At 69.6% G+C, this 21,120-nt stretch carries 19 protein-coding genes; 6 read left to right on the top strand and 13 right to left on the bottom strand.

Translation table 11 applies throughout. The features are described from left to right. Window positions 1-20 precede the first annotated feature (20 nt). Both D7X99_RS16135 and D7X99_RS43720 read left to right on the top strand, forming a co-directional pair. Complete coding sequence (locus tag D7X99_RS16135) at window positions 21-983, top strand: ParA family protein (protein WP_120593744.1); 963 nt, start codon at window positions 21-23, stop codon at window positions 981-983. A gap of 9 nt (window positions 984-992) precedes the next feature. Continuing rightward, entirely contained in the window at window positions 993-2,771 is a 1,779-nt protein-coding gene (locus tag D7X99_RS43720) for a hypothetical protein (RefSeq protein ID WP_233613435.1), read from the top strand. Between the two features lie 10 nt (window positions 2,772-2,781). Here the strand turns inward: D7X99_RS43720 and D7X99_RS16120 are convergent, their stop codons facing one another. The 3 genes from D7X99_RS16120 to D7X99_RS16110 are packed head-to-tail and all read right to left on the bottom strand — an operon-like array spanning window position 2,782 to window position 6,698. Next, the gene (locus tag D7X99_RS16120; RefSeq protein ID WP_233613434.1) at window positions 2,782-3,768 is read right to left on the bottom strand and encodes a M48 family metalloprotease; all 987 of its coding nucleotides are present in this window, start codon (window positions 3,766-3,768) and stop codon (window positions 2,782-2,784) included. Beyond that, window positions 3,768-4,331 carry an SH3 domain-containing protein gene (locus tag D7X99_RS16115; RefSeq protein WP_120574725.1) on the bottom strand — a complete coding sequence of 188 codons (564 nt, stop codon included), beginning with the start codon at window positions 4,329-4,331 and terminating at the stop codon, window positions 3,768-3,770. Before D7X99_RS16115 ends, D7X99_RS16120 begins: the two co-directional genes overlap by 1 nt. A 27-nt stretch (window positions 4,332-4,358) precedes the next feature. After that, window positions 4,359-6,698 carry a CHASE2 domain-containing protein gene (locus D7X99_RS16110; protein ID WP_121778588.1) on the bottom strand — a complete coding sequence of 780 codons (2,340 nt, stop codon included), beginning with the start codon at window positions 6,696-6,698 and terminating at the stop codon, window positions 4,359-4,361. 231 nt (window positions 6,699-6,929) lie between these two features. Here D7X99_RS16110 and D7X99_RS16105 point away from each other — a divergent pair, with 231 nt between their 5' ends. Further along, window positions 6,930-7,460, top strand: a complete 531-nt coding sequence (locus D7X99_RS16105; RefSeq protein WP_120574724.1) for a TspO/MBR family protein — start codon at window positions 6,930-6,932, stop codon at window positions 7,458-7,460. 24 nt (window positions 7,461-7,484) lie between these two features. Here the strand turns inward: D7X99_RS16105 and D7X99_RS16100 are convergent, their stop codons facing one another. The 5 genes from D7X99_RS16100 to D7X99_RS16080 all read right to left on the bottom strand — a co-directional run bounded on the left by D7X99_RS16100 (window position 7,485) and on the right by D7X99_RS16080 (window position 15,099). After that, the gene (locus D7X99_RS16100; RefSeq protein ID WP_120574693.1) at window positions 7,485-7,667 is read right to left on the bottom strand and encodes a hypothetical protein; all 183 of its coding nucleotides are present in this window, start codon (window positions 7,665-7,667) and stop codon (window positions 7,485-7,487) included. A gap of 143 nt (window positions 7,668-7,810) precedes the next feature. Beyond that, window positions 7,811-9,757, bottom strand: coding sequence for a PAS domain S-box protein (locus D7X99_RS16095; protein ID WP_121778587.1), 1,947 nt, complete (start codon window positions 9,755-9,757; stop codon window positions 7,811-7,813). A gap of 207 nt (window positions 9,758-9,964) precedes the next feature. Beyond that, the gene (locus D7X99_RS16090; protein WP_121778586.1) at window positions 9,965-12,577 is read right to left on the bottom strand and encodes a M1 family aminopeptidase; all 2,613 of its coding nucleotides are present in this window, start codon (window positions 12,575-12,577) and stop codon (window positions 9,965-9,967) included. Window positions 12,578-12,669: 92 nt separating this feature from the next. After that, entirely contained in the window at window positions 12,670-14,361 is a 1,692-nt protein-coding gene (locus tag D7X99_RS16085; RefSeq protein ID WP_171805233.1) for an Eco57I restriction-modification methylase domain-containing protein, read from the bottom strand. Window positions 14,362-14,373: 12 nt separating this feature from the next. Further along, a complete protein-coding gene (locus D7X99_RS16080; RefSeq protein WP_233613428.1) occupies window positions 14,374-15,099 on the bottom strand; it encodes a PaeR7I family type II restriction endonuclease in 726 nt (241 codons plus the stop codon). A 129-nt stretch (window positions 15,100-15,228) separates the two neighbouring features. On the opposite strand from D7X99_RS16080, the gene D7X99_RS16075 reads away from it, so the two are divergent. Further along, window positions 15,229-16,044: a J domain-containing protein gene (locus tag D7X99_RS16075; protein ID WP_121778584.1), complete on the top strand. Its 816-nt coding sequence runs from the start codon at window positions 15,229-15,231 to the stop codon at window positions 16,042-16,044. On the opposite strand, the gene D7X99_RS16070 is transcribed toward D7X99_RS16075, so the two are convergent. The 4 genes from D7X99_RS16070 to D7X99_RS16055 form a co-directional block, all read right to left on the bottom strand. Beyond that, window positions 16,041-16,433 (bottom strand): DUF488 domain-containing protein, encoded by a 393-nt coding sequence (locus D7X99_RS16070; protein ID WP_121778583.1) that lies wholly within the window; start codon window positions 16,431-16,433, stop codon window positions 16,041-16,043. The two genes, D7X99_RS16075 and D7X99_RS16070, sit on opposite strands and share 4 nt — an antisense overlap. Before the next feature lie 81 nt (window positions 16,434-16,514). Next, a complete protein-coding gene (locus D7X99_RS16065) occupies window positions 16,515-17,486 on the bottom strand; it encodes an endonuclease/exonuclease/phosphatase family protein (protein WP_121778582.1) in 972 nt (323 codons plus the stop codon). Window positions 17,487-17,635: 149 nt separating this feature from the next. Continuing rightward, window positions 17,636-18,034 (bottom strand): DUF3037 domain-containing protein, encoded by a 399-nt coding sequence (locus tag D7X99_RS16060; RefSeq protein WP_121778581.1) that lies wholly within the window; start codon window positions 18,032-18,034, stop codon window positions 17,636-17,638. Then, complete coding sequence (locus tag D7X99_RS16055) at window positions 18,012-18,794, bottom strand: HipA family kinase (protein ID WP_121758188.1); 783 nt, start codon at window positions 18,792-18,794, stop codon at window positions 18,012-18,014. Before D7X99_RS16055 ends, D7X99_RS16060 begins: the two co-directional genes overlap by 23 nt. Before the next feature lie 121 nt (window positions 18,795-18,915). On the opposite strand from D7X99_RS16055, the gene D7X99_RS16050 reads away from it, so the two are divergent. Both D7X99_RS16050 and D7X99_RS16045 read left to right on the top strand, forming a co-directional pair. Further along, window positions 18,916-19,359 (top strand): MarR family winged helix-turn-helix transcriptional regulator, encoded by a 444-nt coding sequence (locus D7X99_RS16050; RefSeq protein WP_120574685.1) that lies wholly within the window; start codon window positions 18,916-18,918, stop codon window positions 19,357-19,359. Between the two features lie 44 nt (window positions 19,360-19,403). After that, complete coding sequence (locus D7X99_RS16045; protein WP_121778580.1) at window positions 19,404-19,847, top strand: organic hydroperoxide resistance protein; 444 nt, start codon at window positions 19,404-19,406, stop codon at window positions 19,845-19,847. Window positions 19,848-20,064: 217 nt separating this feature from the next. Here D7X99_RS16045 and D7X99_RS16040 read toward each other — a convergent pair whose 3' ends face one another. Next, window positions 20,065-20,961 carry a bestrophin family protein gene (locus D7X99_RS16040; RefSeq protein WP_121778579.1) on the bottom strand — a complete coding sequence of 299 codons (897 nt, stop codon included), beginning with the start codon at window positions 20,959-20,961 and terminating at the stop codon, window positions 20,065-20,067. Window positions 20,962-21,120: the final 159 nt, after the last annotated feature.

Raw genomic sequence — 21,120 nt, 5'->3', positions numbered from 1 at the left:
CGTCATCCGAAGGGTCGTTCATGGAAGCGCCGACGTACAGCTCGAAGCAGGTAGCCGAGATGCTCGGCGTGACTCCGAAGTCCATCCCCGCGGAGCTGCGCAAGGACGCCTACGGCCCGGAAGACGTGTGGGAGCTGCGCACGACGCTCAACAAGTTCCCGCCCACCGCGGGCCTGCGCAGACAGCTCTTCCTCAACTTCAAGGGCGGCACCGGCAAGACGTCCCTGTCCACGTCCTACGCGTGGCGCCTGGCGGAGCTGGGCTACGCCGTCCTCCTCATCGACCTGGACAGCCAGGGCCACGCCACCAAGTGCCTGGGCTACGAGGGCGAGGACTTCGAGAAGACGCTGCTGGACGTGCTCGTCCGCAAGACGCCGCTCGCGCAGGTGGTGCAGAAGTCCACCCTGCCCAACCTGGATTTCATTCCGTCCAACCTGAGCATGTCCACGGTGGACCTGGCGCTGATGCCCATGGCCGGCCGTGAGTTCAAGCTGCGCAACGCGCTCAAGGACGTGGAGTCGCAGTACGACTTCATCGTCTTCGACGCGCCTCCGTCCTTCGGCCTGCTCAACCTGAACGCGCTGATGGCCGCGAACGACCTGTTCGTGCCGGTGCTCGCGGACTTCCTGTCCTTCCACGGCCTCAAGCTGCTGTTCGAAACGGTGCAGAGCCTGGAGGAGGACCTCAACCACGTGCTGGACCACGTGTTCATCGTGGTGAACTCCTTCAACGCCACCTTCAAGCTGGCGAAGGAGGCGCTGGAGGCGCTCCAGACGCACTACCCCGAGTACCTGCTGCCCACCATCATCCGGCAGTGCACCAAGTTCGCGCAGGCCTCCAGCGAGGGCCGCCCGGTGTTCGTGGCGGACCCCACGTCCAAGGGCGCCAATGACATCCAGGCCATGCTGGACAACGTGCTGCCGCGCCTGGTGGCCGCGCACGCCGCGGCGGTGAAGGCCGGCACCGCGACGAAAGCCGGCTGAGATTTCCCCATGAAGAAAGCCTTCGAACAGAACGTGTCCCGCGCGAAGCCGCGCCTCCGCCTGGGGGCGCTGACGGGTGCCCTCGACCCGGCCGACCCCACGGGGACCGCCGCCGCCGCGGAGCCCACCACGCCGGAAGCGACCGCGCCCGTCGCGGAGTCGCCGGACCTGTCCTCCGAGGTGCGCTCGCGCATCGAACGCCGCGCCGGCCCGCGTCCCACCGCCGCCGAGGCGATGGAGGCCGCGCTGAACGCACCGCCCAGGCACACCGCGCCGCCCGCCGCCGCGCAGGGGCTGCCGGCGGTGACGGCGCCCTCGTTCTCGCCGGTGTCCCACGCGCTGTCCGCGCTGGTGTCCCCGGAGGCTCACCGCGAAGAGGAAGAGGCTGCGCCCGCGCCGTGGCTGGACTCGGACTCGCAGGAGACCGCGCCCGGCTGGAACGTGGCGCAGGAGACCGCGCCCGAGGAGTCCGTCTGGGACGCGGAAGCCGTGCCGCCAGTGTCGCACCGCGAAGTGGCGGAGGCCGTCGCCGCGTCCGCGTGGAACGTGTCCGTCGCGCAGCAGCGGGAGTCCGTGGTCGAGGCCTTCGGCCAGGAGCCCCTGGGCGCCGAGCCGACGCCCACGCACGTGGAGCCGCCCCCGCCCGCCGCCGCGCGCTGGGATGCGCTGACGGCGCGTCCGGAAGCCGCCACGCATGTGGACCCGATGCGCGTGGCGCCCCTGGCCCACTCCGTGACGCACACCGAAGCGCTGCGCGCTGACGTGGCCCGCGTGGAGCACCCGGCTCCGGTTGTTCCGCGTGCGGAAGCCGTCCCCGCGCCGGTGCCTCCCCAGGCGGAAGCCCCTCGCGCCGACACTCGGGGCGCGCCAGTCACCTTCGCCTCGCCGCCCCCGGCGATGGCGCAGGCGGAAGCCCCCCGGGGAATGCCGGCCACGTTCGCGGGCCCGCCTCCCGGAGTACAGTTCGATGGACGGATGGGCGTTCAGGCCCTCCGCATGCCTTCCGAGGCCGAGCCCATGACGACGTACGTTGCCGTCCAGGCCTCCACCGTCACCACCACCGAGACGGTGGCCCGACAGGAAGCCGCGCCCGCCCCCGTCGAGGTGCAGACGCCCGCGCCTCCCCGCGAGGACGACTCCGAATCCCGCCGCGAGAAGCTCAAGGCCCGCCTCAAGGCCGTGCGCGAGAACCCGCGCCCGGAGCCGCTGCCCGCCACCGTCGCGGAAGCCGGCCAGCGCGCCGTGGAGCGCATCACCCACCTCCAGGCGGAGCTCACCAAGGTCAAGGCGGCCAACCTCACGCTCACCCAGGACCTCGAGGTCGCCCGCCGCCAGGCGGAGAAGGCCACCGAGGAGGCCCGCCTGCGCATGGACGAGGCCCGCCGCCTGTCCGCGGAGATGGAGGGCCGCGTGAAGCTGCTCGCCGACCTGGAGCGCGAACTGGCCTCCCTGGAAGGCGAGCGCGACGAAGCGCTCCTGTCCCTCCAGGAGTCCCGTCAGGCCCTCCAGGCCGCCGCGAAGGAGCACGAGTCCCTGGAGCAGGTCGTCACCAAGGGCAAGCTGGCCCTGGCCGACAGCCTGGCGGAAGAGGAGCGCCTCGCCGTGGAGCTGGAAGGCGCCAAGGACGAGTCCTCCTCCCTGCGCCGCGCCGTGGAGACGCTCCAGGGCGAGCGCGACGTGCTGGCCCAGCAGGTCGCGTCCCTCACCGCCGAGCGCGCCGAGCTGCTGGAGGCGCGCAAGGCCCTGGAGTCCGTGCACCGCGCCTTGAGCCAGGCCACGGTGCGCTGAAGGCCTCCGCCTACTTCGCGTCCTTCGCCACGCCCGTGGACTTCTTCACGGGCCCCACGACGGCGAAGGCCGCGGGCAGGGCCGGCCGCTGGAGCGACGCGACGTCCACCCGCGCGAGCGGATCCGCGTTGTTCCGCCGCGCCGCGACGAGCTGGGCAATCTGCTCCCTGCGGTCCTTCGCGCTGGGGTGGTTCGCCAGGAGTCCGCCGCCCCCGGTCGTCTTGCCGAGCAACAGCGAATACTCCCCCGGGTCGTAGCCCGCGGACAGCAGCAGCTCCACCGCGAGCGCGTCCGCCGCCAGCTCCTCGTCCCGGCGGTTGCCCTTGCCGAAGGCGTCCACGGTGCCTTCGACCATCTTCCCCATCAGGCCCGTGTCCGAGTCCAGGTCCAGCCGGCCGTCCGCCCGGCTCGCGCCCACCACCTTCGAGGCCACCGTCGACACCACGGCGCCCGTCACCGCGGCGCCCTTGCACGTGCTCACCTTCACGGAGACGTACTGCTGCAGCGCGTGCTTGAGCACGATGTGGGCGACCTCATGCGCCAGCACGCCCGCGAGCTGCGCCTCGTTGTCCACGCCCTGGAGCAACCGGCGCGTGACGAACACGTAGCCACCGGGCGCGGACAGGGCGTTGAAGTTCTCCGCGTCCTTGAGCACGCCGAACGTCCAGCTCAGCTCCGGCCGGGGGGACTGCATGGCCAGGTTGCGGCCCACCGTGTTGACGTAGGCATTCAGCTTCTCCTCCGCCGCGCCTGACAGCATCAGCCCGCCGCTCTGCTGCGCCCAGTGGATGGCCAGCGCGCTGCCCAGCGCGTACTCCTCCTGGATGGCCGGCTCCACCTTCAGCTTGTCGCAGGACCCCACCTTCTCCGCCGCGGCCGCCACCCGGTTCGCGTCCTCGCCCAGGTTCGCGGCCCTCAGGCCCTTCGCCACCTGGACACAGGACGCGAGGCACAGCCCCAGGCCCGCCACCGCCAGCATCCCCATGCGCGCGCGCATCACTTCACCGCCTTCTTCGCCTGGGGGCCCAGCTTCGTGTTGGGCGCCACGACCGGGAACAGCCCGGCCTGCTTCACGTGCGCGTCGATCTCCACGGGCGTGACCTTGAGGGCCAGGGCCTCCAGCGCCTTGATTTGCGACACCGCGACCGCGTAGTCGCCGCCCTTCTCCTTGCCATACTTCTCCGCGCCGGGGCTCAGCGCCTTCACCGCCGCGCCGCTGGACACGAAGGAGGCCGTGTCGATGCCGCGCGTCTTGCCGTCCTTGGACACCAGCTCCATGTCGGGCGGCTTCGTGGACAGGTTCGTCTGGAACACGTAGCCGGCCTTGCCTCCGGGCTCCGTCACCTGGTGCCACTGCGCGTTCTTCGGGTCCGCGCCCTTCCACGTCACCTGCTGCCCGGGCTGGAGCACCGCCACCACGTCCGCCGTGGGCACCGCGCTCTTGAGCACGCGGGTGTTGCGCGCCTTCACGTAGAGCTTCTCGTCCTTCTTCACTGCCCACGCGGCCGTCGCCGGCAGTCCCAGCGCCAGCAGCACGACGCCCCAGGTCCATCGTCTCATCGTCATCCTCCCCAACCTGATACGCCGTCACTTCTCCAGATTCGCGACGCCATCGAACTTCTCCGGGGGCGCCTCCAGGTATTCGAGGCAGCGCTCCAGCAGCTTCGCCGTGGGCCCGTCCTCCGGCGATCGCGCGGCCTCCGCCTCCAGCACCTTCACGGCCTCCGCGAAGCGGGCCTCACGGTACAGCCCCAGGGCCTCGTGATAGCGCGCCACCGTGTGACGGGTGGACGCGTCCAGCTGGCCCTTGAGCGCGAGCAGCTCGTACACCGTGACGGCCTCCGTCTTGCCCGCCACCCGCACCCGGTCCAGCTCGCGCACCTCGATGTGCTCGTGCGCCAGTTCGTACGTGCGCGGGCCAATCATGATGACCGACCCGTAGGCCTTGTTCGCGCCCTCCAGGCGCGCGGCCAGGTTCATGCCGTCGCCAATGGCCGTGTAGCTGAAGAGCTGGTCGCTGCCGAAGTTGCCCACGAAGTTCACCGCGCTGTTCACGCCGATGCGCGTGTACACGTCCGGGAAACCCTTCTCGCGGAAGTCCACGCGCAGCGCCTCCACGGCGGCCTTCGCCGCCAGGGCGCCCCGGCACGCGCGCACGGCGTGGTCCTCCTGGGCCATGGGCGCGCCGAAGAGGCACACCACCGCGTCGCCGATGTACTTGTCCAGGCAACCGCCCTCGCGCAGCAGCGCCCCGCTCACCGTCGTGAGGTACGTGTTGAGGATGCGCACCAGCTGGCGCGGGTCCTCCTTGAAGCGCTCGCTGAAGGTGGAGAAGCCGCGGATGTCGCTGAAGAACGCGGTGATCTCCTTGTTCTCCCCATCCAGGCGCGGCAGTTGCCGTGAGCGGATCATCTGCTCCACCAGCTTCGGCTCCATGAAGCGGTTGAACGCCTGCCGGATGAACTGCGTCTCACGGTTGGCCACCAGGTGGTTGAACGCCAGCGCCGCCACGCTGGCGCCCACGCCCGCCAGCGCGGGCATCGCCATCAGCGCGTGCGTGTGCGCCTTGAGCAGCAGGCCCGTGAGCACATGCAGACCCAGCACCAGCGCCACCGGCCAGGCCACCTCCAGCGGTGTCCAGCGCGCCGTCATCAGCAGCACCGCGGACAGCAGCGCCACGAAGAACGTCAGGCCCAGGTCCACGACCAGGGGCGCGCGGGTGATGAACGTTCCCGACAGCATCGTGTCCACCACCGTGGCCTGCTTCACCAGCCCGGGCTCCGCGGCCGAGAAGGGCGTGGCCTTGATGTCGTTGAGGCCCACCGCCGTGCCGCCGATGACGACGACCTTGTCCTGGAAGATGGCCGCGCCCAGCTTCAAGGGCTTGCGCTGACTGCGACGGATCCAGTCGTTCAGCACGTCCACCATATGCACCATCTTGAAGCGTTCTTCCAATGGACCGCGGTAGTCCAGCGCCGCGCTGCCGTCCGGGTCCACGCGCCACGTGCGCTCGCCCAGGCGGAGGGTGCGACCGGAGAACGTGACCTCCTTCGCGCCCAGCAGGTCCGCCATCATCCGGACCGGCAGCGTCACGTAGGTGTTGGTGCCGTCCGTGTACGCGAAGGACGTTCGGCGGATGGAGCCGTCCCCGTCCGCCTCCATGTCCACCAGTCCGACCCCGTTCACCGCGCCCACCAGCGCGGGCGTCGGAGGCACCGGGTTGCGGCGACTCGATGACGGCTTCGAGGGCGTGTCCCCAAGCTTGGGCAACGCCTTCCCATTCGTCCAACGCGCGGGGAATGCGAGCGCCCGCGCCAGGGCCTCGTCCGCCAGCACGGGCGTGGCGGGGGCCGGCGCGTCCTCGAACTCCTCGGGGAAGGAGTCGTCCTGTGGAGGGCTGGTGGCGGGAGCGCTCTCGGGAGCGGTCAGCGGCACGGGGGCCTGGAAGTCCGCGCGAGCCAGCGGGTCCGCCGAGCCGCTGCTCGACATGCCCACGTAGAAGGGGAGGCCTGTCTCACGCAGCACCTGCGCGAAGCCCAGGTCGGCGGACTCGTCGGCCGTCCGCTCGTCCATCACCGCGTCGAACAGCACGGCCCTGGCTCCCGCGGCCTTCAGCTCCTGCGCGATGCGCGCCCACAGCGTGCGCGTGTACGGCCAGTTGCCGAAGTTGATCTGGAGCTGCGAGTCCTTGCTGATTTCATCGATGGAGTCCTGGTCGATGGCCACCACGACCACCTGCCCGGACTTCTCCGGGCTACCGGTGAACCGAACCAGCGCGTCGTCGTAGGCGATGTGCTCCGTGCTCTCGAGGCCCCCAGCCCACTCGCACGCCCACGCGACGAGTGTGGCCACCAACGCAATCCACAGCATCACGCGTCCGTGATGGTGCCAGCGCTCCTGGAGCATCTTCCACGTCTCACCCGCCACGGCCCCTCCCCACGAGGTCGACGGCGAGACGCTACTCCGGGACTCGCCCCGTCAGCACGCCCGCACCCTCATGGGAGACGCTCTCATCCAGGAGGATTCGGAGAAGTCCGCGAAGCAGGAGTTCCGGCGCATACTCGCGGGCCGGGCAGGCAGGCGCGCGTGGCGGGCAGTGGCCCGAGGACACAGCTTGTGGGCTCGCACAACGGCTTCGTCACGTCCGGGAGGAACGACATGCAGCTCAGCGAGCTGGGAGGCTCCGAGGGCCTGGAACACAACGCCACGCTCAACCGTGAATCGCTGGTGGCGCTGGGTGCCTTCAGCGCGCTCACCGCGGGCGCGGTCTTCCTCAACGCGCGCAGCACCCGCGAGGCCGTGGAGGGGCGCTGGTACAAGCATTTGAAGAAGCCGCCCTACCAACCGCCGCGGCAGGCCTTCGGGCCGGTGTGGACGGCGCTCTACGGGCTCATCGCCGTGTCCGGCTGGCGCATCTGGGGCTCACCGGCGGGCGCCGAGCGCTCGCGCGCGCTGGGCCTGTGGTTCGTGCAGCTGGGGCTCAACGCCGCGTGGTCCCATCTGTTCTTCCGCAAGCGCCAGCTCAAGGCCGCGGCGGTGGAGAACTGGGCCTTGCTGGGCAGCATCGCGGCGTATACCGCCGCCGCCAGCCGCGTGGACCGCAAGGCGCCATGGTTCATGGCCCCGTACCTGGGCTGGGTGTCCTTCGCCAACGTGCTGTCGACCGACATCGCCCGGCGCAATGCCTGACGCCGGGCGCCTCCTCCTCGCGCGCTAGTGGCGCATGCGCGAGGGGGGGACCGCGTTGTTGAAGGACAGCACGGCCGCGAAGTAGCGCGCCTGGTTCTCCGAGGTGCAGCGCACCTCCTGGATGCGCCCGCCGACCTTCACCCGGACAAGCCACCCGTCGTTGTCCTGGCTGATAGGGGACTCGCTCTTCATCGTCATGTTTTCCATGGGTCTTCTCCCTCCCGTGCCCTCACATGAGCAGGGGGCGTGCCAGGGCTGGGGAGCGTGGGATTCCAGCCCTTTGCATGCAGCCTTCGTCCGGGGCGGAGAGGCAGGGCTGAAGTTCTTTCAGGTGAAGGTCGACCGCTGCTTCAGTGGAGGTGGCGATCAGGCCACACTTGCGGGAGGGCAGGCCGCACGGAGGCGAGTGTCGGCAGCGCGACGTAGAAGGTCGACCCCCGGCCCGGTTCGCTCTCCACCCAGATGCGGCCGCCGTGGCGCTCCACGATGTCGCGGCTGATGTAGAGGCCCAGGCCCAGCCCTCCGTAGGAGCGGGTGGAGGCGTTGCGCGCGCGGAAGTAGCGGTCGAACAACTGCTGCTGCTGGTCCTCCGGGATGCCGATGCCCGGGTCCGTCACGGACAGCACCGCGACGTCGTCCATCAATGACAGCCGCACGCGGATGGTTCCGCCGTCCGGGCTGTACTTGAGCGCGTTCTCCAGCAGGTTGGAGATGACCTGCTCCAGCCGGAACGTGTCGCCGTGGACGGAGACGGGCTCCCGGGGGGGCTCGAAGTCGAAGGTGTGGTTGCCCTTCTGGCCTTCCATGCCGGCGAGCGTCTGCTCCACCAGCAGGTCCAGGCGGGTGGACTCCGGGTGCAGGGACAGCCGGCCTGCCTCGATGCGCGAGGCGTCCAGCAGGTCGTTGATGAGGCCGGTGAGGCGCGTGAGCTGGTGGCGCGCGTGGCGCAGCACGCCGGGGTCCAGGTTCTCGCCGCGCTCCAGGCGTCGCTCCAGCGTGGCCAGGCGCAGGCTCAGGGGCGTCAGCGGCGTCTTCAATTCGTGGCTCGCGATGGAGAGGAAGTCGTCGCGCACGCGGACGGCCTCCTGGGCCTCGCGGTACAGGTGCGCGCGCTCCTCCTCCGCGCGTCTGCGCTCGGTGATGTCCTCGATGAGGACGCCCACGCCCAGCACGCGGCCGTCGGGAGTGCGCACGGGATAGAAGCTGCCCCGGAAGCAGCGCCGGGGGCCGGGGGCGCCCAGGTCCTCGTCGGAGACGGACTCCTGGCCCACCATGGGCTCGCCGGTGCGCAGCACGGAGCGGGGCCCCTGCTCCGCGATGGTGCCCGGCTCTCCGAGCAGCTCCGGCAGCGTGTGGCCCGTGTGGTCCTCCGCCGGGATGCCGTTGATGCGCGCGAGCGTTTCGTTGACGCGCACGTAGCGCAGGTTCGTGTCCAGGAAGCCGATGCCCACTGGCGCGCTGCGCACGAGCAGGTCCAGCTGGGCCAGGTTCTCCTCGCGCTCGGCCTCCACGCGGCGGCGCTCGGTGATGTCCTCCACGATGCCGACGCCGCCCTCCACCACGGTTCCGTCCTCGGAGTAGCAGGGGGCGAAGCGCACGCGCACGGGCGTCACCTTGCCGGTGGTGAGTGCGCGGTAGTCGCCTTCGAAGTCGCAGGAGTGGCCGGCCAGTGACTCGCGCACGCAGGCCATGATGCGCTCGTCGTGCAGCGTGAGGAGGTGCAGGCCCACCAGGTTGCGCTTCGACGTGCCGATGAGGCCCGCGAAGCGCTCGTTGCACGCGGTGACGACGGGCGCGCGGTCGAAGTGGAAGATGCCCAGGGGCGCGTTCTCCACGAGGAGCCGGTAGAGCCGGTCCGCCGTCTCCTGATGCGAGGCCGCGTCGGGGCCGCCGGGGATGTGCTCCACCGGCTCCTCCAGCGAGTCGATGACCTCGTGCATCCGGCGCAGCGTGAAGACGATGCGCTCATCTCCGTCCAGGCCGGTGGCGCCCACGGTGACTTCCACTTGCAACTCCACGCCGTCGCGACGCCGGGCGAAGACGCGCGTGGGCCGCCCGCCGAGCGCCTTGCGGCGCGACAGCAGGTAGCGCGGCAGGCTGAGGCCGTGGAAGTGGTGCAGGCGAGGCGGGAAGAGGTCGGTGATGGGCCTGCCCACGAGTTGCTCGCGGTCCCAGCCCAGCAGCCGCTCCGTCGCCGCGTTGACGTACAGGATGAGCTCCTCCGGGCCGCACGCGAGGATGGGGTCCACCGCGGCGTCCAAGATGGCTTCCAGCTCCCGTGCGGCTCCTCCGGCCATGCCTCGCTCCTGGTGGGACCCGGCACGCGTCTCTTCCTCCGCGTGGCCGGCCCTGCCGGGAGGTGGGGTCTCCCCGGCGTTGGCGGGCGCGCGTCTTGGCGCCCGTGCGCGTTCCCTTTGCCTACAGGTACACACTGTGGGCCGGAGCGGCCCGGCGAAGCTGGAGGGCAGGACGCTGACAGCGCCCCTGGAGGCCGGGCGAGCGGCCTAGCGTCGGCGCTTGGGGGGCGGCGTGCGGCCGCGCTTCGCCGCTTGCTTGCGCACAGGCTTCCGCACGGGGGCGGATGGCTGCGCGTTCAGCGTGAACGTCTCCAGCTTCTCGCGCAGGGTGCGCGTCTCCTGCTTGAGCGCGTCCAGTTCCTCGCGCAGCGACGCGACTTCACGGGCCTGGGGCGCGCCTTCGCGCAGGGTGCGCACGGCCTCGCGGGCGTAGCGGCGGGTGCGCGGGTCGCTGAAGGTCGTGCCCTCCAGCGCGGGCAGCAGGCGACGGTCGCCCAGCGTGGAGGCCGCGTCGCAGACCGCCAGTTGCACGCGGAACTGCGGGTCGCGCAAGAGCTGCGCGAACAGGTCCACCGCTTCGCGCTTGCGGTTCGCCACCTCCGCCAGCTTCGCCACGGTGCTCACGGCCGCGCGGCGCAGGAACGCGGGCTGGCCATACGCGGTGCGTGCCACGGCCACCGGGAACGCGGCGGGGTCCTGCGTCTCCGCGAGCCCGTCCATCGCGCTCGCGCCAATGACGTCCTGGAATGACGGCCTGGCGGTGGCGGCCTCCAGCAGGGGCAGCGCATCCGGCGCGCGCACGCGTCCCAGTGCCCGTGCGGCCTCCGCCTCCACGAAGTAGCTGGCGTCACCGGCCTCCAGCACCGAGCGCAGGCTCCCGGCCGCCTCCACGTCGTGGCGGAACTCGCCCAGCGCGGCGACGACGGCGCGGCGCACGCGCGGGTGCTCGGTGGCGACCGCGTCCAGCAGCAGCGCGCGAGCCTCCGGCGTGCGGATGCGGCCCAGCGCCTTCGCGCATGCGGCGCGAGTGGCCCAGAACCGCTTCGCGTCCTTCAGCGCGCGGCCCAGCGCCTCCACCGACCGCAGGCCTCCGTCCTTCCCCAGCGCGTGCGCGGCCTCCGTGCGTGCGCGGGCCTCCGGGGCATTGGCCAGCTCCTCGCGCCACAGCCCCACGGCCTTGTCCACATCCAGCGTGCCCAGCACGTCGCGGCGCGGATCCACGCGCACCTGCGTGGGCGCGGCGGGGCAGGGCAGGTGGAAGCGGTGCTCCGCGTCCGTGAGCTCCAACCGGTGGCGCGTGTCCTCGCCGTTCACCGTGACGGCCACCTCCAGCGGGAGGCGGAAGACAGGCGTGCCCGACTCCGTGCGCTGCGTCTGGCGCACGGTGATGCGCAGGCGCGCGTCGTCCGCCTCGTAGCGGACCTCCACCTTCAGCTCCGGGTGGCCGGGGGAGAAGACGTACTGGTCGAAGACGGGGTCCAGGTTGTGGCCGGTGGCCGCCTCGAAGGCGCGCGCCAGGTCCACCGTCTCCACCACGCCGTGGCGGTGGGACGCGACGTAGTGGCGCAGGGCGCGCATGAAGAGGTCATCCCCCACGCGGCGGCGCAGCTCGTGGAGCACCAGCCCGCCCTTCTCGTAGAGGTGGCGGTCGAACAGGTCCATGGGCGCCTGGAACTTCCGGGCGACGATGGGGCGCGCGTAGCGCTCGCGCGTCTCGGAGAGGTAGGCCTCCAGGTCGAGCGCCCGGTGATGGTCGGCCTCGTCCCGGTTGTCGCCGCGCTCCTTCCAGAGCACCTCGAAGTAGGTGGCGAAGCCCTCGTTGAGCCAGCCGTGGGGCCAGTCGCGGCAGGTGAGCAGGTTGCCGAACCACTGGTGCGCCAGCTCGTGGGAGATGAGCGGCTCGGCGTTGTAGTCCAGATGCGCCCGCGCGTCGTGCAGCACGGTGTCCACCAGCGTGGTGGCGGTGGTGTGCTCCATGCCGCCCAGGATGAACTCCGTGACGAACACCTGCGCGTAGCCGCTCCACGGGAATGGCTCACCGGTGATGGACTCGTACGCGGAAATCATCTTCGGCGTGCGTGCCACGCACCGGAGCGCGTCTTCGCGGCGCCCCTTGGGGAACAGGTAGCGCAGCGGCGTGGTGCCGGCGGTGTCGGTGGCCTCGTCGAACTCGCCCACCACCAGCGTGACGAGGTAGGGCGCGTGCGGCTGCGCCATGCGGTGGTGCTGGGTGCGCCGCTCGCCGGTGGTGACGTCGCTGACGAGCACGCCGTTGGACAGCGACGTCATGTGCGCCGGGAAGGTGGCGATGACCTCCGACGTGGCCTTCTGCGCGGGCGTGTCCAGGCAGGGGAACCAGCAGCGCGCGTCGATGTCCTGGCCCTGCGTCCACGCCTGGAGTGGACGGTCGGGGTAGCCCGCGTCGGGGCCCCAGAAGTAGAGGCCGCGGCGGGGGCGGGCGCGGTAGGTGAGCGCGATGTCGCACGCCTGGCCCGCGTCGAGCGCGCGAGGCAAATCCACGCGCACGTGCGCGCCGGAGTTGGAGAAGGTGACGGAGCGGCCGTCGACGCGAGCCTCGGTGACGTCCAGGTCCACGGCGTCGAAGGTGACGGTGGACACGGTGCGGACGGCGGACACGCGGGTGGTGCAGGTGCCGGCCAGGGCGCGCTGGGCGAAGTCCAGGTCCAGCTCGATGCGCACGTGCTCGGCGCGCACGGGCCGGGGCGCGGCGTAGTGCTCGGTGGCGCCGGGCAGGCTGAACGGATGCGGGTCGGAGGACCCGGCGGCGGCGACGGGGGCGTGGCGGTGGCAGCAGCGCATAGGGGAGGGTGACTCTTTCGCAAGCCCGCCCCCGGGTCGAGCCGCTTTGAACCGTGTCTTGTCGGAATTCCTTGTGGAAGAGCCCCCTGCGCCTAACGTCGGGTATCGACAAAATCAAAGGCGGGCAGGGACTTCAGCCCGTAGGCAACGAGCGCCAACTCATCCATCCGGGTGAAGTCCCTCTGACGGAATGCCTTCCGGAGCGCATCCGACAACTTCCTGGGCAACGCCGTAGGGGAGGGGAGGCGGATGCGGCGGAGGTATTGCGCCTGGAACCGCAGGTACCCTCCGCGCATCTTCACCGCATAGGCCCAGATGAAGAACAGAGCCACCTTCGAACCCAGCAACCCACCGAGGACCTCCAGGTCCCAGTCCTCGGAGGTGATGAAATAGAGGTTGTGGTGCGGGTGATAATGCCCCGCCTCGAAGACGACCTCGTTCGAACCGGCGATATCGGGAATCAACAGCTTGGGACGCTGGACCAGCTCCGGATAGACGCGGTCAATGGTCCGGTACCAGCCTGCTTTGTTGTTCTGGGCCACGTGCCGCCGCCGGAGGACCTCTTCGTGCGACTTGAGGTAGCGCGCCAGTCGCGGGTAGCGCTTCAGGTCAACGAGACGCCCCTCCTGGGTGAAGGTGTTGATGACGCAGCGTCGCGCGTCCGCGATCTGCCCGTCCTGGATGTCCTCGCGCTTCACCAGCGGTACCAGGCGGTCGGCTTCAATGTCCGCATCGGCGGGGACAATGAAGACCTTGTCGCTCCCCGTGGCGACACCAATGCGAACCCGCGTCGCCTCGCTTGCTTCAATGGGCTGGAATCGCGCCTCCAGCGCGCGGAGGGCCTCCAGGTGCTCGGGTGTGCTGAGGACCCAGGGTTCGTCGCCCTGGAACCAGCTGTCATAGGTGCTGACGGAAACCCCGGGGTGCGTGACGGGAAGCGCACGGAGAAGCTGGTCGCGCAGGGATTCGCACTCATCCGGTGTCGCCCGTGCCATGGCTGCGACAGCCACCCGTTCCGAGCGTCCCGGGCTGATGGAGAAGATGGACGGATACGCGATGACTTCGGACTCGAACGGCGACGCGCGGTGGAGATCCACATAGGAGTGGACTCGAAACTGCTCCGTCAATTTCCTGCGCAGGGGGGCGCCATAGCGGTTCAGGATCCAGCGATCCGCGCAGATGAACGACAGCCTGCCTTCGGGCTTGAGCAGGTCAAGGCCGCGCTCAATGAACGCGACATAGAGGTCTGCCCTGTCGAAGAGGGAGACGTAGCGGCGCCGGTACTCGGCCTGGAGTCGCTGGGAGAGTTGTTCGATGCGAACATACGGTGGGTTTCCCACCACGACATCGAAAGGTGTGAGTGGGGTCAGCAGGAAATCTCCAGTACGAACCCACTGCTCCGCGAGCCGCGCTGCGACCTTCACGGCGACGCCATGTCCTTTCAGCGCTTCACGCACGTGGGCACGTGCGGCATCGACATGCGACGGGTCGATATCAAAGGACGTGAGCGCCGCTCCCAGCTCGGAAGGACGGAGACCGTCTCGCTTCGCGGCGTACATCAGCCGGTGAACCGCGGGGACCAGGAACGCCCCTGTTCCGACCGCTGGGTCAAGGAGGCGAAGCTCATGCAGGTGGCGGTCGCTTGTGTAGCCGGCGAGATCCAGGATGAGGTCTACGATGTGGGGCTTCGTCAGCACGACCCCATGCGTTTCGCCCGAAGTGCGCTTCCCATACTGGTACGCGTCCGGACCGAAATGCGTTGGTAGATCCATCTGGAGTTGCATGGCACTCTTTCGTCAATAGCGGCGGAACTGCTGAAGGTGATTTGCCAGGGAGGTCAGGAATGGCTTCATGGCCAGGTCCTGATGCGGCTCAGTGTAAAGCCCGGTCTGACCTGTGGTCCGAGTGCACATGAGTAGCGCCGTCGAGTCGAAATAGCGCTCCTCTACCAGCTTGCGGAAGAGCACGGCGAACCGGCCTGCGATGGACTGCTGTTGGAAGTCCCGCAGGACAGGAAAGTGCGGTTCTTTGACCGAGGCGGTACGGGTGGATTCCACGCTGTCTTCCAGCAGCATCAACCACCCGATCCAGGGCTTTGCGCCTTTCCCCATAGCGCCCTTCTTGAGCGCGAGTCGCATGTCGGCACCGGTTCCGATGGCCTCCTCGGCCCGGTTGTTGAAGTTGTTCCCGAAGGAACCCGCCATGGACTTGAACTCCAATGCAGCGACGAGCTTCCCTTCGAAGACCACGACCATGTCCCATCGCTTGGTGGGCCGGAAATAGCCAGGGAGTTCCAGCTTCTGCTCGATGTGGATGTGCTCGTCGGTGAATCCGTTGGCGCGCAGGAGTTCACTGATAAGGTGGCAGAACCCGTTCATCTGCTTGCCACCCGTGACCGCGGACCGTTTGCCTCGGTCCGCATCGCCGTCACGTTGCCGTGTCCCTTGCTCTTGCAAGGTGCTCCAATAGGAGGCCACAGCGCGTCGGGTCAGTTCCGCGTAGTTGGTGGGAACGGTGCTCAAGAGATTTCCTCCAAGGCACATGGCGGCAGGGGCATGCCGACAGCCATCAGAAGCACTGTTTCCATGTTGTCGCCCGGGCACGCGACCCTGTCCAAAGAACGGCCGCAAGCAGGTAGGCTCCTGGGGACCGTGCAGGCCGTTCTCTACTTTTCCGACAAGCAGGTACGAGAGAAGCTCTTCTCGTTCGTGGACGCGGCGCAGGGGCTGCTGCTCGTGGCAGGGGTGCGCCACGGCGCGGTGATGACGCGTCCCCCGCAGGCTCGCGAGCCCTTCGCGGCGCTGGAGGATCTGTTCGGGCACGTGCTGTCTCAGGTCATCGTGGCGGACGAAGGCACCACGGAAGGCATGTGGAGGGATCCGCTGGGGGACCTGGGCGACCGGCTCTACCCGGAGGACAAGAAGCGCGCCTACGCGGCGGCCACGGGCTACGTGCTGCTGGAGGGGGGCAAGCCGCGCGCGGTGGTGCGCAAGCACGCCAGTCCCGCTGAAGACCTGTGGTTCCTCCAGGAGGCCCTGAGCCGCCTGTCTCACAGCATCCCCGCGCCCGACCCGGAGAAGCGCCCCGGCCACCGCCGCCCGGAGCCCGCGCCCAGGGCTCCGCCGCGCTACGCCTCCTCCGAGCCCCGCGACGATGAGTCCTCGCGGGGAAGCACTGGCGCCCGCCCGGGTTCCGGCAGGGCCCGCGAGTGGCAATCCGGCGAACCCACGCCCCCGCGCGGCAGCCGTGCCGTCGCGCCCGAGCCCGAGACGAAGGACCCCTGGACGGTGCTGGGCATCGAGCGGGGCACCCCCAGGGACGAGGCGCGCAAGGCGTTCCGCACGCTCATTGCGCAATACCACCCGGACAAGGTGGCCCACCTGGCGCCGGAGTTCCACGCGCTCGCCGAGCGCAAGACGCGCGAAATCCTGGACGCGTGGGAGGCGCTGGAGCGCGACGCGGGTTAGTGCACCGTGCGGCGCGGCTTCGTTCGCGAGGCGCGCTTCAGTCGGGCCTCCAGGTAGTCCTTCAGCACCACGGCGTTGTTGTGCTCGGTGTCGCGAGCACCGTAGAGCAGGGTGACGCGGCCCTGGCGCGCGGCCTCGAGCAGCGGCTCCCACGCGTCGTGGTGCGCATCCAACTCGCGGGTGTACCGGCGCCGGAACTCGTCCCAGCGCGCCACGTCGTGGGCGAACCACCGCCGCAGCTCCGTGCTGGGTCCCACCTCGCGGGGCCAGCCGTCCAGGTGAAGGTCCGCCTTCTTGCGCCCCCGTGGCCACAGCCGGTCCACCAGGAAGCGGGTCTCCGCCCGAGGGTCCGGGCCGTGCTCGTCGTAAACACGCTGGAGTCGAATCATCGTCGCGAGCCTCCGAATGGACACGCTGCCCACGCGAGGCGCGCGCGGGGAGCACCCGGCGGGGACGCGGCGGCCCGCTTCTCAGGTCACCAGCGCGGGAGCCGGAGCATCCAGCCGGAAGCGCGCGATGAGCGGCACGTGGTCTGACAGGCCGTGGAAGCGGCTGGTCAGGTCTCCGAAGGGCCGCGTCTCCGCCGTGTCCAGCCAGCTCACGCCGCCACCGGAGAACAGGTGGTCCAGGTGCATGCGCATGTGCATGAAGCCCGCGGTGGGGAAGGCGCGGGACAGGGTCGGGTTGATCTGCCCCACCGACGCCTGCGCGCACGTCAGGTGCGCATCCCCCGTGAGATAGCGGAACACCGGCGACGACGGCGGCGAGTTGAAGTCCCCGCACACCACGAACGGCTCCTCCTTCGCGTGCAGCCCGATGAAGCCCGTGAGCTTCTTCGCCTCGTGGAGCTGGTTGACGCCGCAGCCCATCTTGTCGCGCGTGGCCCAGAACTCGCGGGCGAACGGCGTGGGCAGGCTCAGGTGCGTGTTGAAGATGTGGAACGCGCGCTGATCCGAGCGGCGCAAGACGCGCATGTGCGCGCAGATGCGGCTCTGCTTGCGCTCCTTCAGGCCCTGCACGTGGTGGTGCGTGATGTGCTCCGGCGCCTCCACGTTGTGCCGGTCCACCTGGAGCGTGCGCGTGTTGACGAGCATCGCCAGCCCCGTCGTGTACAGCGACAGCTCACCCACCTTGTAGTGGTGCGCGCGGAAGTAGAACGCCTCGTAGGGCATCTCCCTCCCCTGGAGGGCGAACGTCTCCTCCACGCGCTCCATGAAGGCTTCCAGCTGCGTCTCACCCGGGCGGGTGGGCCGGTGGACGATGTTGCTGCGCAGCGAGGAGGTCTCCACCTCCTGGAGGCAGACGACGTCCGGCAGCGGGTCCAGGGTGGCCAGGGCGGCCGCCACCCGGCGCTTGGGGCCCAGGGTGCTCGCGAGCCCCCTCAGCATGTGGCCGAAGTAGCGGACGTTGTACGTGACGATGCGCAGCGCTGACGGCTCCATGTACGGACGCCACCTCCCCATGCCTCGCGGCGAAAAATGGGAAGCCCCGGGACGAACGTCCAGGGCTCCCCACTCTCTTCACGATGGGATGTGCAGGCGCCATCCGCGATGTGCTCACAAGCGGACGCAGGGCCCGTCCGCCTGCCTGCTCACGAGGCGGGCTTCACCCGCACCATCGTGTCCAGCAGGTGCTCCAGCGCGCGGTCCGGGTCGTCACACAGGCCCGCGTGCACCGGTCCCGTCTGGAGCATCGTGCTCCGCGGCGCCACCAGCCAGTGCCAGCGCTCCTTCTGCGGCAGCCGTCCAATGGGCCCCGCGTCCTTCCCGCCCACGCACACGCGACGGAAGCTCTCCAGGTGGCCCGCGAGCAGCTCCACGTCCGCGTCCGGTGACAGCGCCTTCAGCCGCGCCACGTCCAGCTCCACGCGCGCGCCCAGGAAGCGGTGCTGCACGCAGAAGAGGACGACGCCCACGTTGATGAACTCCTCGCGCTCCACGCGAGGCACCAGCCGGATGATGGCGTAATCAAACGAGCTGGGCGTGGGCACGCGTCGCCTCCTCGATGAACCCCGGCGCCGCTTCCAGCCTGCGCATCAGCCACGTTACGTACGCCGCGCGGTGCTCCGACGTGGACGCGAACGCGGGCTCCTGGCCCAGCCACGCCTCCGGAATGGACCCCACGATGCGCTCCACCACCTCCCGCGTCACCCGCGCCTGGAGCAGGTCCCCGGCCTCCGCCAGCCCGTGCGCCCACGGCAGCAGCACGTGGTCCTTGATGGGCGCGAACCGCGTCTGGCTGCGCTCCTCCCATCCGTCCCACGAGTGGTGGAAGTACATCGCCGCCCCGTGGTCGATGAGCCAGAGGTTGCGGTGCCACACCAGGAGGTTGGGGTTCTTCGGCGTGCGGTCCACGTTCGTCACGAACGCGTCGAAGGCCACGATGGCGGACGCCACCTGCGCCTCCGGTACCGGCACCGCCAGCGGGTCGAACGTCACCGAGCGCGGCAGGTAGTCCAGCGCCAGGTTCAACCCCGCGCTCGACTTGAGCAGCTCGCGGATTTCACTGTCCGGCTCGTTGCGCCCCAGTGACACGTCCAGCTCCACGAACACCAGCTCCGGCACCCGCAGGCCCAGCACGCGAGCAATCTCTCCCGCCAACAGCTCCGCGATGAGCGCCTTGGCCCCCTGGCCCGCCCCACGGAACTTCACGACATAGAGCCCCGCGTCGTTCGCCTCCACGATGGCGGGCAGCGAGCCCCCTTCGCGCAAGGGCGTCACGTAGCGCGTGGCGGTGACCGTCCTGAGCATCACTCGTCCTCGACAGTTCCCGGGCACTCCGGGGGTGGCGGCTGTACCACACCCCTGCCCACCTTCCCAGCGCGCCTCCAATTCAGTTGCGCGCAATTAAATTGTGCACTACATATTCCCCATGTCGACGGACGACTTCCTCCGGCTGGACCTGCAGCTGTGCTTCCCGCTCTACGCGGCGTCGCGCGCGATGGTGCAGGCCTACACGCCGCTGCTGGCGAAGCTGGGGCTCACCTATCCGCAGTACCTGGTGATGCTGGTGCTCTGGGAGACGGACGGGGTGACGGTGAAGGAGCTGGGGGAGAAGCTGTACCTGGACTCGGGGACGCTCACGCCGCTGCTCAAGCGGCTGGAGACGCAGGGCTTCGTGCGCCGCGAGCGTTCCACGGAGGACGCGCGGTCGGTGACGGTGTCGCTCACCGCGCAGGGAAAGGCCCTGCGCCGCAAGGCCGCGTCCATCCCGGAGGCCATCGTCTGCCGCACCGGTTTGACGCTGGAGGAGCTGTCGCGGCTGCGCCGGGACATCCAGCGGCTGTTCGAAAAGGTTTCCTCACGCAGCGCTTGAGACACACGCGGTTTCCAACCACGACGTCACGAAGGAGCAACACCATGGCCCCGGTCCAGATCTCGCCGCTCTACTCCACCACCGCCATCACGCACGGCGGCCGCAACGGCAAGCTGCTCCTGGAGAACAGCCCGCTGGACGGCCTGGAACTGGCCATGCCGAAGCAACTGGGCGGCTCCGGCAAGGAGACGGCCACCAACCCCGAGCAGCTCTTCGCCGCGGGCTTCTCCTCCTGCTTCGAGAGCGCGCTGCGCCTGGTCGCGGGCAAGGCCGGCAAGAAGCTGGATGAGAAGGCCGGCGTGAAGGCCACCGTCACCATCGGCAAGACGCCGGAGGGCGGTTTCGGCCTGGCGGTGGAGCTCACGGGCATCCTCCCGGGCGTCCCCCGCGAGGAGGCGCAGCAGCTGATGGAGGCGGCCCACCAGGTGTGCCCGTACTCCAACGCCACGCGCGGCAACATCGAGGTGAAGGTCTCCGTCGCGGAGTAGTCCTTCACGGCTGGCGGAGGCAGGGCTAGACCTTGCCTGCCTCCACGACGCGCGCCGTCGAAGCGCGCCTCGAAGATGGGCAGCCCTTTGGCCAGGCTCTTGAGCGTGTGGCCGGCCTTGCTCGGCGACGAACTGCACCGGCACCCGAGGCGTCATCGCGCCGCTGGCGCGCAGCTCTGCCTTCCATTTGCGCTGGAAGAGGACGGAGCTCGCGGGCTCAGGTGGCGGAGTCTGCATGGGTGCTCGCGGTGGAGGTGGGCAGGAGCGCCAGCAGGTTGTTCTGGATGCTCTGACAGATGGTGTCGAGCGGCAGGTCGTTGTCGTCCGTGCCGAAGGGGTCTTCAATCTCGACGCCAATCTCTTCGATACCAAAGAAGACATACGCGACGAGGAACGTGGCCAGGACTGTCACCCAGCCAAAGGTGTCCACCAGCGCGAAGGGCAGGGTGAAGCAGTAGAGGATGAGCGCGCGGCGCACGTGCACCATGTACGCGAAGGGCATGGGCGTACGGTGGATGCGCTCACAACCCCCCAGGTAGTCGATGAGCTGGTGGACGTTCTGGTCCAGCTGCATCTGGACGTACTCGGGATAGAGCCCCTGGCGGCGGCCCTCGTCCAGCACGGCGGTCATCCGGCGGGCCACGTTGAGGGGCACGTGCTGGGCCTTGAGCGCGTCCGCCACCTCCCCGGAGGGCAGGGTGTCCGTGTGTGGGCCCAGGTGCCGCTGCTGGCCGCGCAGCCACGCGGCGGTGGCGAAGGGGAACATGGCCGTCCAGCGCACCAGCGTGACGAACAGCTCCGTGCGGCCCAGGAAGGGCTCTGACGCGCGGACCAGGTTGCGCGTCTCGTTGACGATGCCGCCCCAGAGCTTCCGGCCCTCCCAGAAGCGGTCATAGGAAGCGTTGGTTCGGAACACGAGCAGGAGGCTCAGCGAGATGCCCGCCAGCGTGTGCACTGTCGGGGGCACGCCCACGTCGCGCACGTGCTTCGAGAAGCCCACCACGGCCGCGGCCCAGACAACGCACAGCAACACTCGGCCGACGATCTCCTTCACCATCGAACCGCGCAGGTAGTGGAAGTAGCTCCACCAGCGATGCGGGTCATACTCAACCATGTAGGGGATACCCTCCGGAACGGGAGGCGCATGCTAACCGCACCGCGACGCGTCGCGAGCAGTGCTTTGCGAGATTGCGGATGCCAGACGTTTCGGGTGATGGCCGGGCGTCGGGGGCTTCAGCTAAGGAGGAAGACGGTCCGTCCACTCCCTCGTCAA

The sequence above is a fragment of the Corallococcus sp. AB032C genome (assembly GCF_003668935.1).
Lineage (GTDB): Bacteria > Myxococcota > Myxococcia > Myxococcales > Myxococcaceae > Corallococcus > Corallococcus exiguus.
The sequence above is the reverse complement of the archived record's forward strand: the minus strand, read 5'-3'. Positions and strand labels throughout refer to the sequence as shown.

Bases quoted from the DNA above. Each gene is read 5' to 3' on its own strand.
- D7X99_RS16135 (WP_120593744.1), top strand. From the start codon at position 21: ATGGAAGCGCCGACGTACAGCTCGAAGCAGGTAGCCGAGATGCTCGGC.
- D7X99_RS43720 (WP_233613435.1), top strand. From the start codon at position 993: ATGAAGAAAGCCTTCGAACAGAACGTGTCCCGCGCGAAGCCGCGCCTC.
- D7X99_RS16120 (WP_233613434.1), bottom strand. From the start codon at position 3,768: ATGCGCGCGCGCATGGGGATGCTGGCGGTGGCGGGCCTGGGGCTGTGC.
- D7X99_RS16115 (WP_120574725.1), bottom strand. From the start codon at position 4,331: ATGAGACGATGGACCTGGGGCGTCGTGCTGCTGGCGCTGGGACTGCCG.
- D7X99_RS16105 (WP_120574724.1), top strand. From the start codon at position 6,930: ATGCAGCTCAGCGAGCTGGGAGGCTCCGAGGGCCTGGAACACAACGCC.
- D7X99_RS16100 (WP_120574693.1), bottom strand. From the start codon at position 7,667: ATGGAAAACATGACGATGAAGAGCGAGTCCCCTATCAGCCAGGACAAC.
- D7X99_RS16095 (WP_121778587.1), bottom strand. From the start codon at position 9,757: ATGGCCGGAGGAGCCGCACGGGAGCTGGAAGCCATCTTGGACGCCGCG.
- D7X99_RS16090 (WP_121778586.1), bottom strand. From the start codon at position 12,577: ATGCGCTGCTGCCACCGCCACGCCCCCGTCGCCGCCGCCGGGTCCTCC.
- D7X99_RS16085 (WP_171805233.1), bottom strand. From the start codon at position 14,361: ATGCAACTCCAGATGGATCTACCAACGCATTTCGGTCCGGACGCGTAC.
- D7X99_RS16070 (WP_121778583.1), bottom strand. From the start codon at position 16,433: ATGATTCGACTCCAGCGTGTTTACGACGAGCACGGCCCGGACCCTCGG.
- D7X99_RS16065 (WP_121778582.1), bottom strand. From the start codon at position 17,486: ATGGAGCCGTCAGCGCTGCGCATCGTCACGTACAACGTCCGCTACTTC.
- D7X99_RS16055 (WP_121758188.1), bottom strand. From the start codon at position 18,794: ATGCTCAGGACGGTCACCGCCACGCGCTACGTGACGCCCTTGCGCGAA.
- D7X99_RS16050 (WP_120574685.1), top strand. From the start codon at position 18,916: ATGTCGACGGACGACTTCCTCCGGCTGGACCTGCAGCTGTGCTTCCCG.
- D7X99_RS16045 (WP_121778580.1), top strand. From the start codon at position 19,404: ATGGCCCCGGTCCAGATCTCGCCGCTCTACTCCACCACCGCCATCACG.
- D7X99_RS16040 (WP_121778579.1), bottom strand. From the start codon at position 20,961: ATGGTTGAGTATGACCCGCATCGCTGGTGGAGCTACTTCCACTACCTG.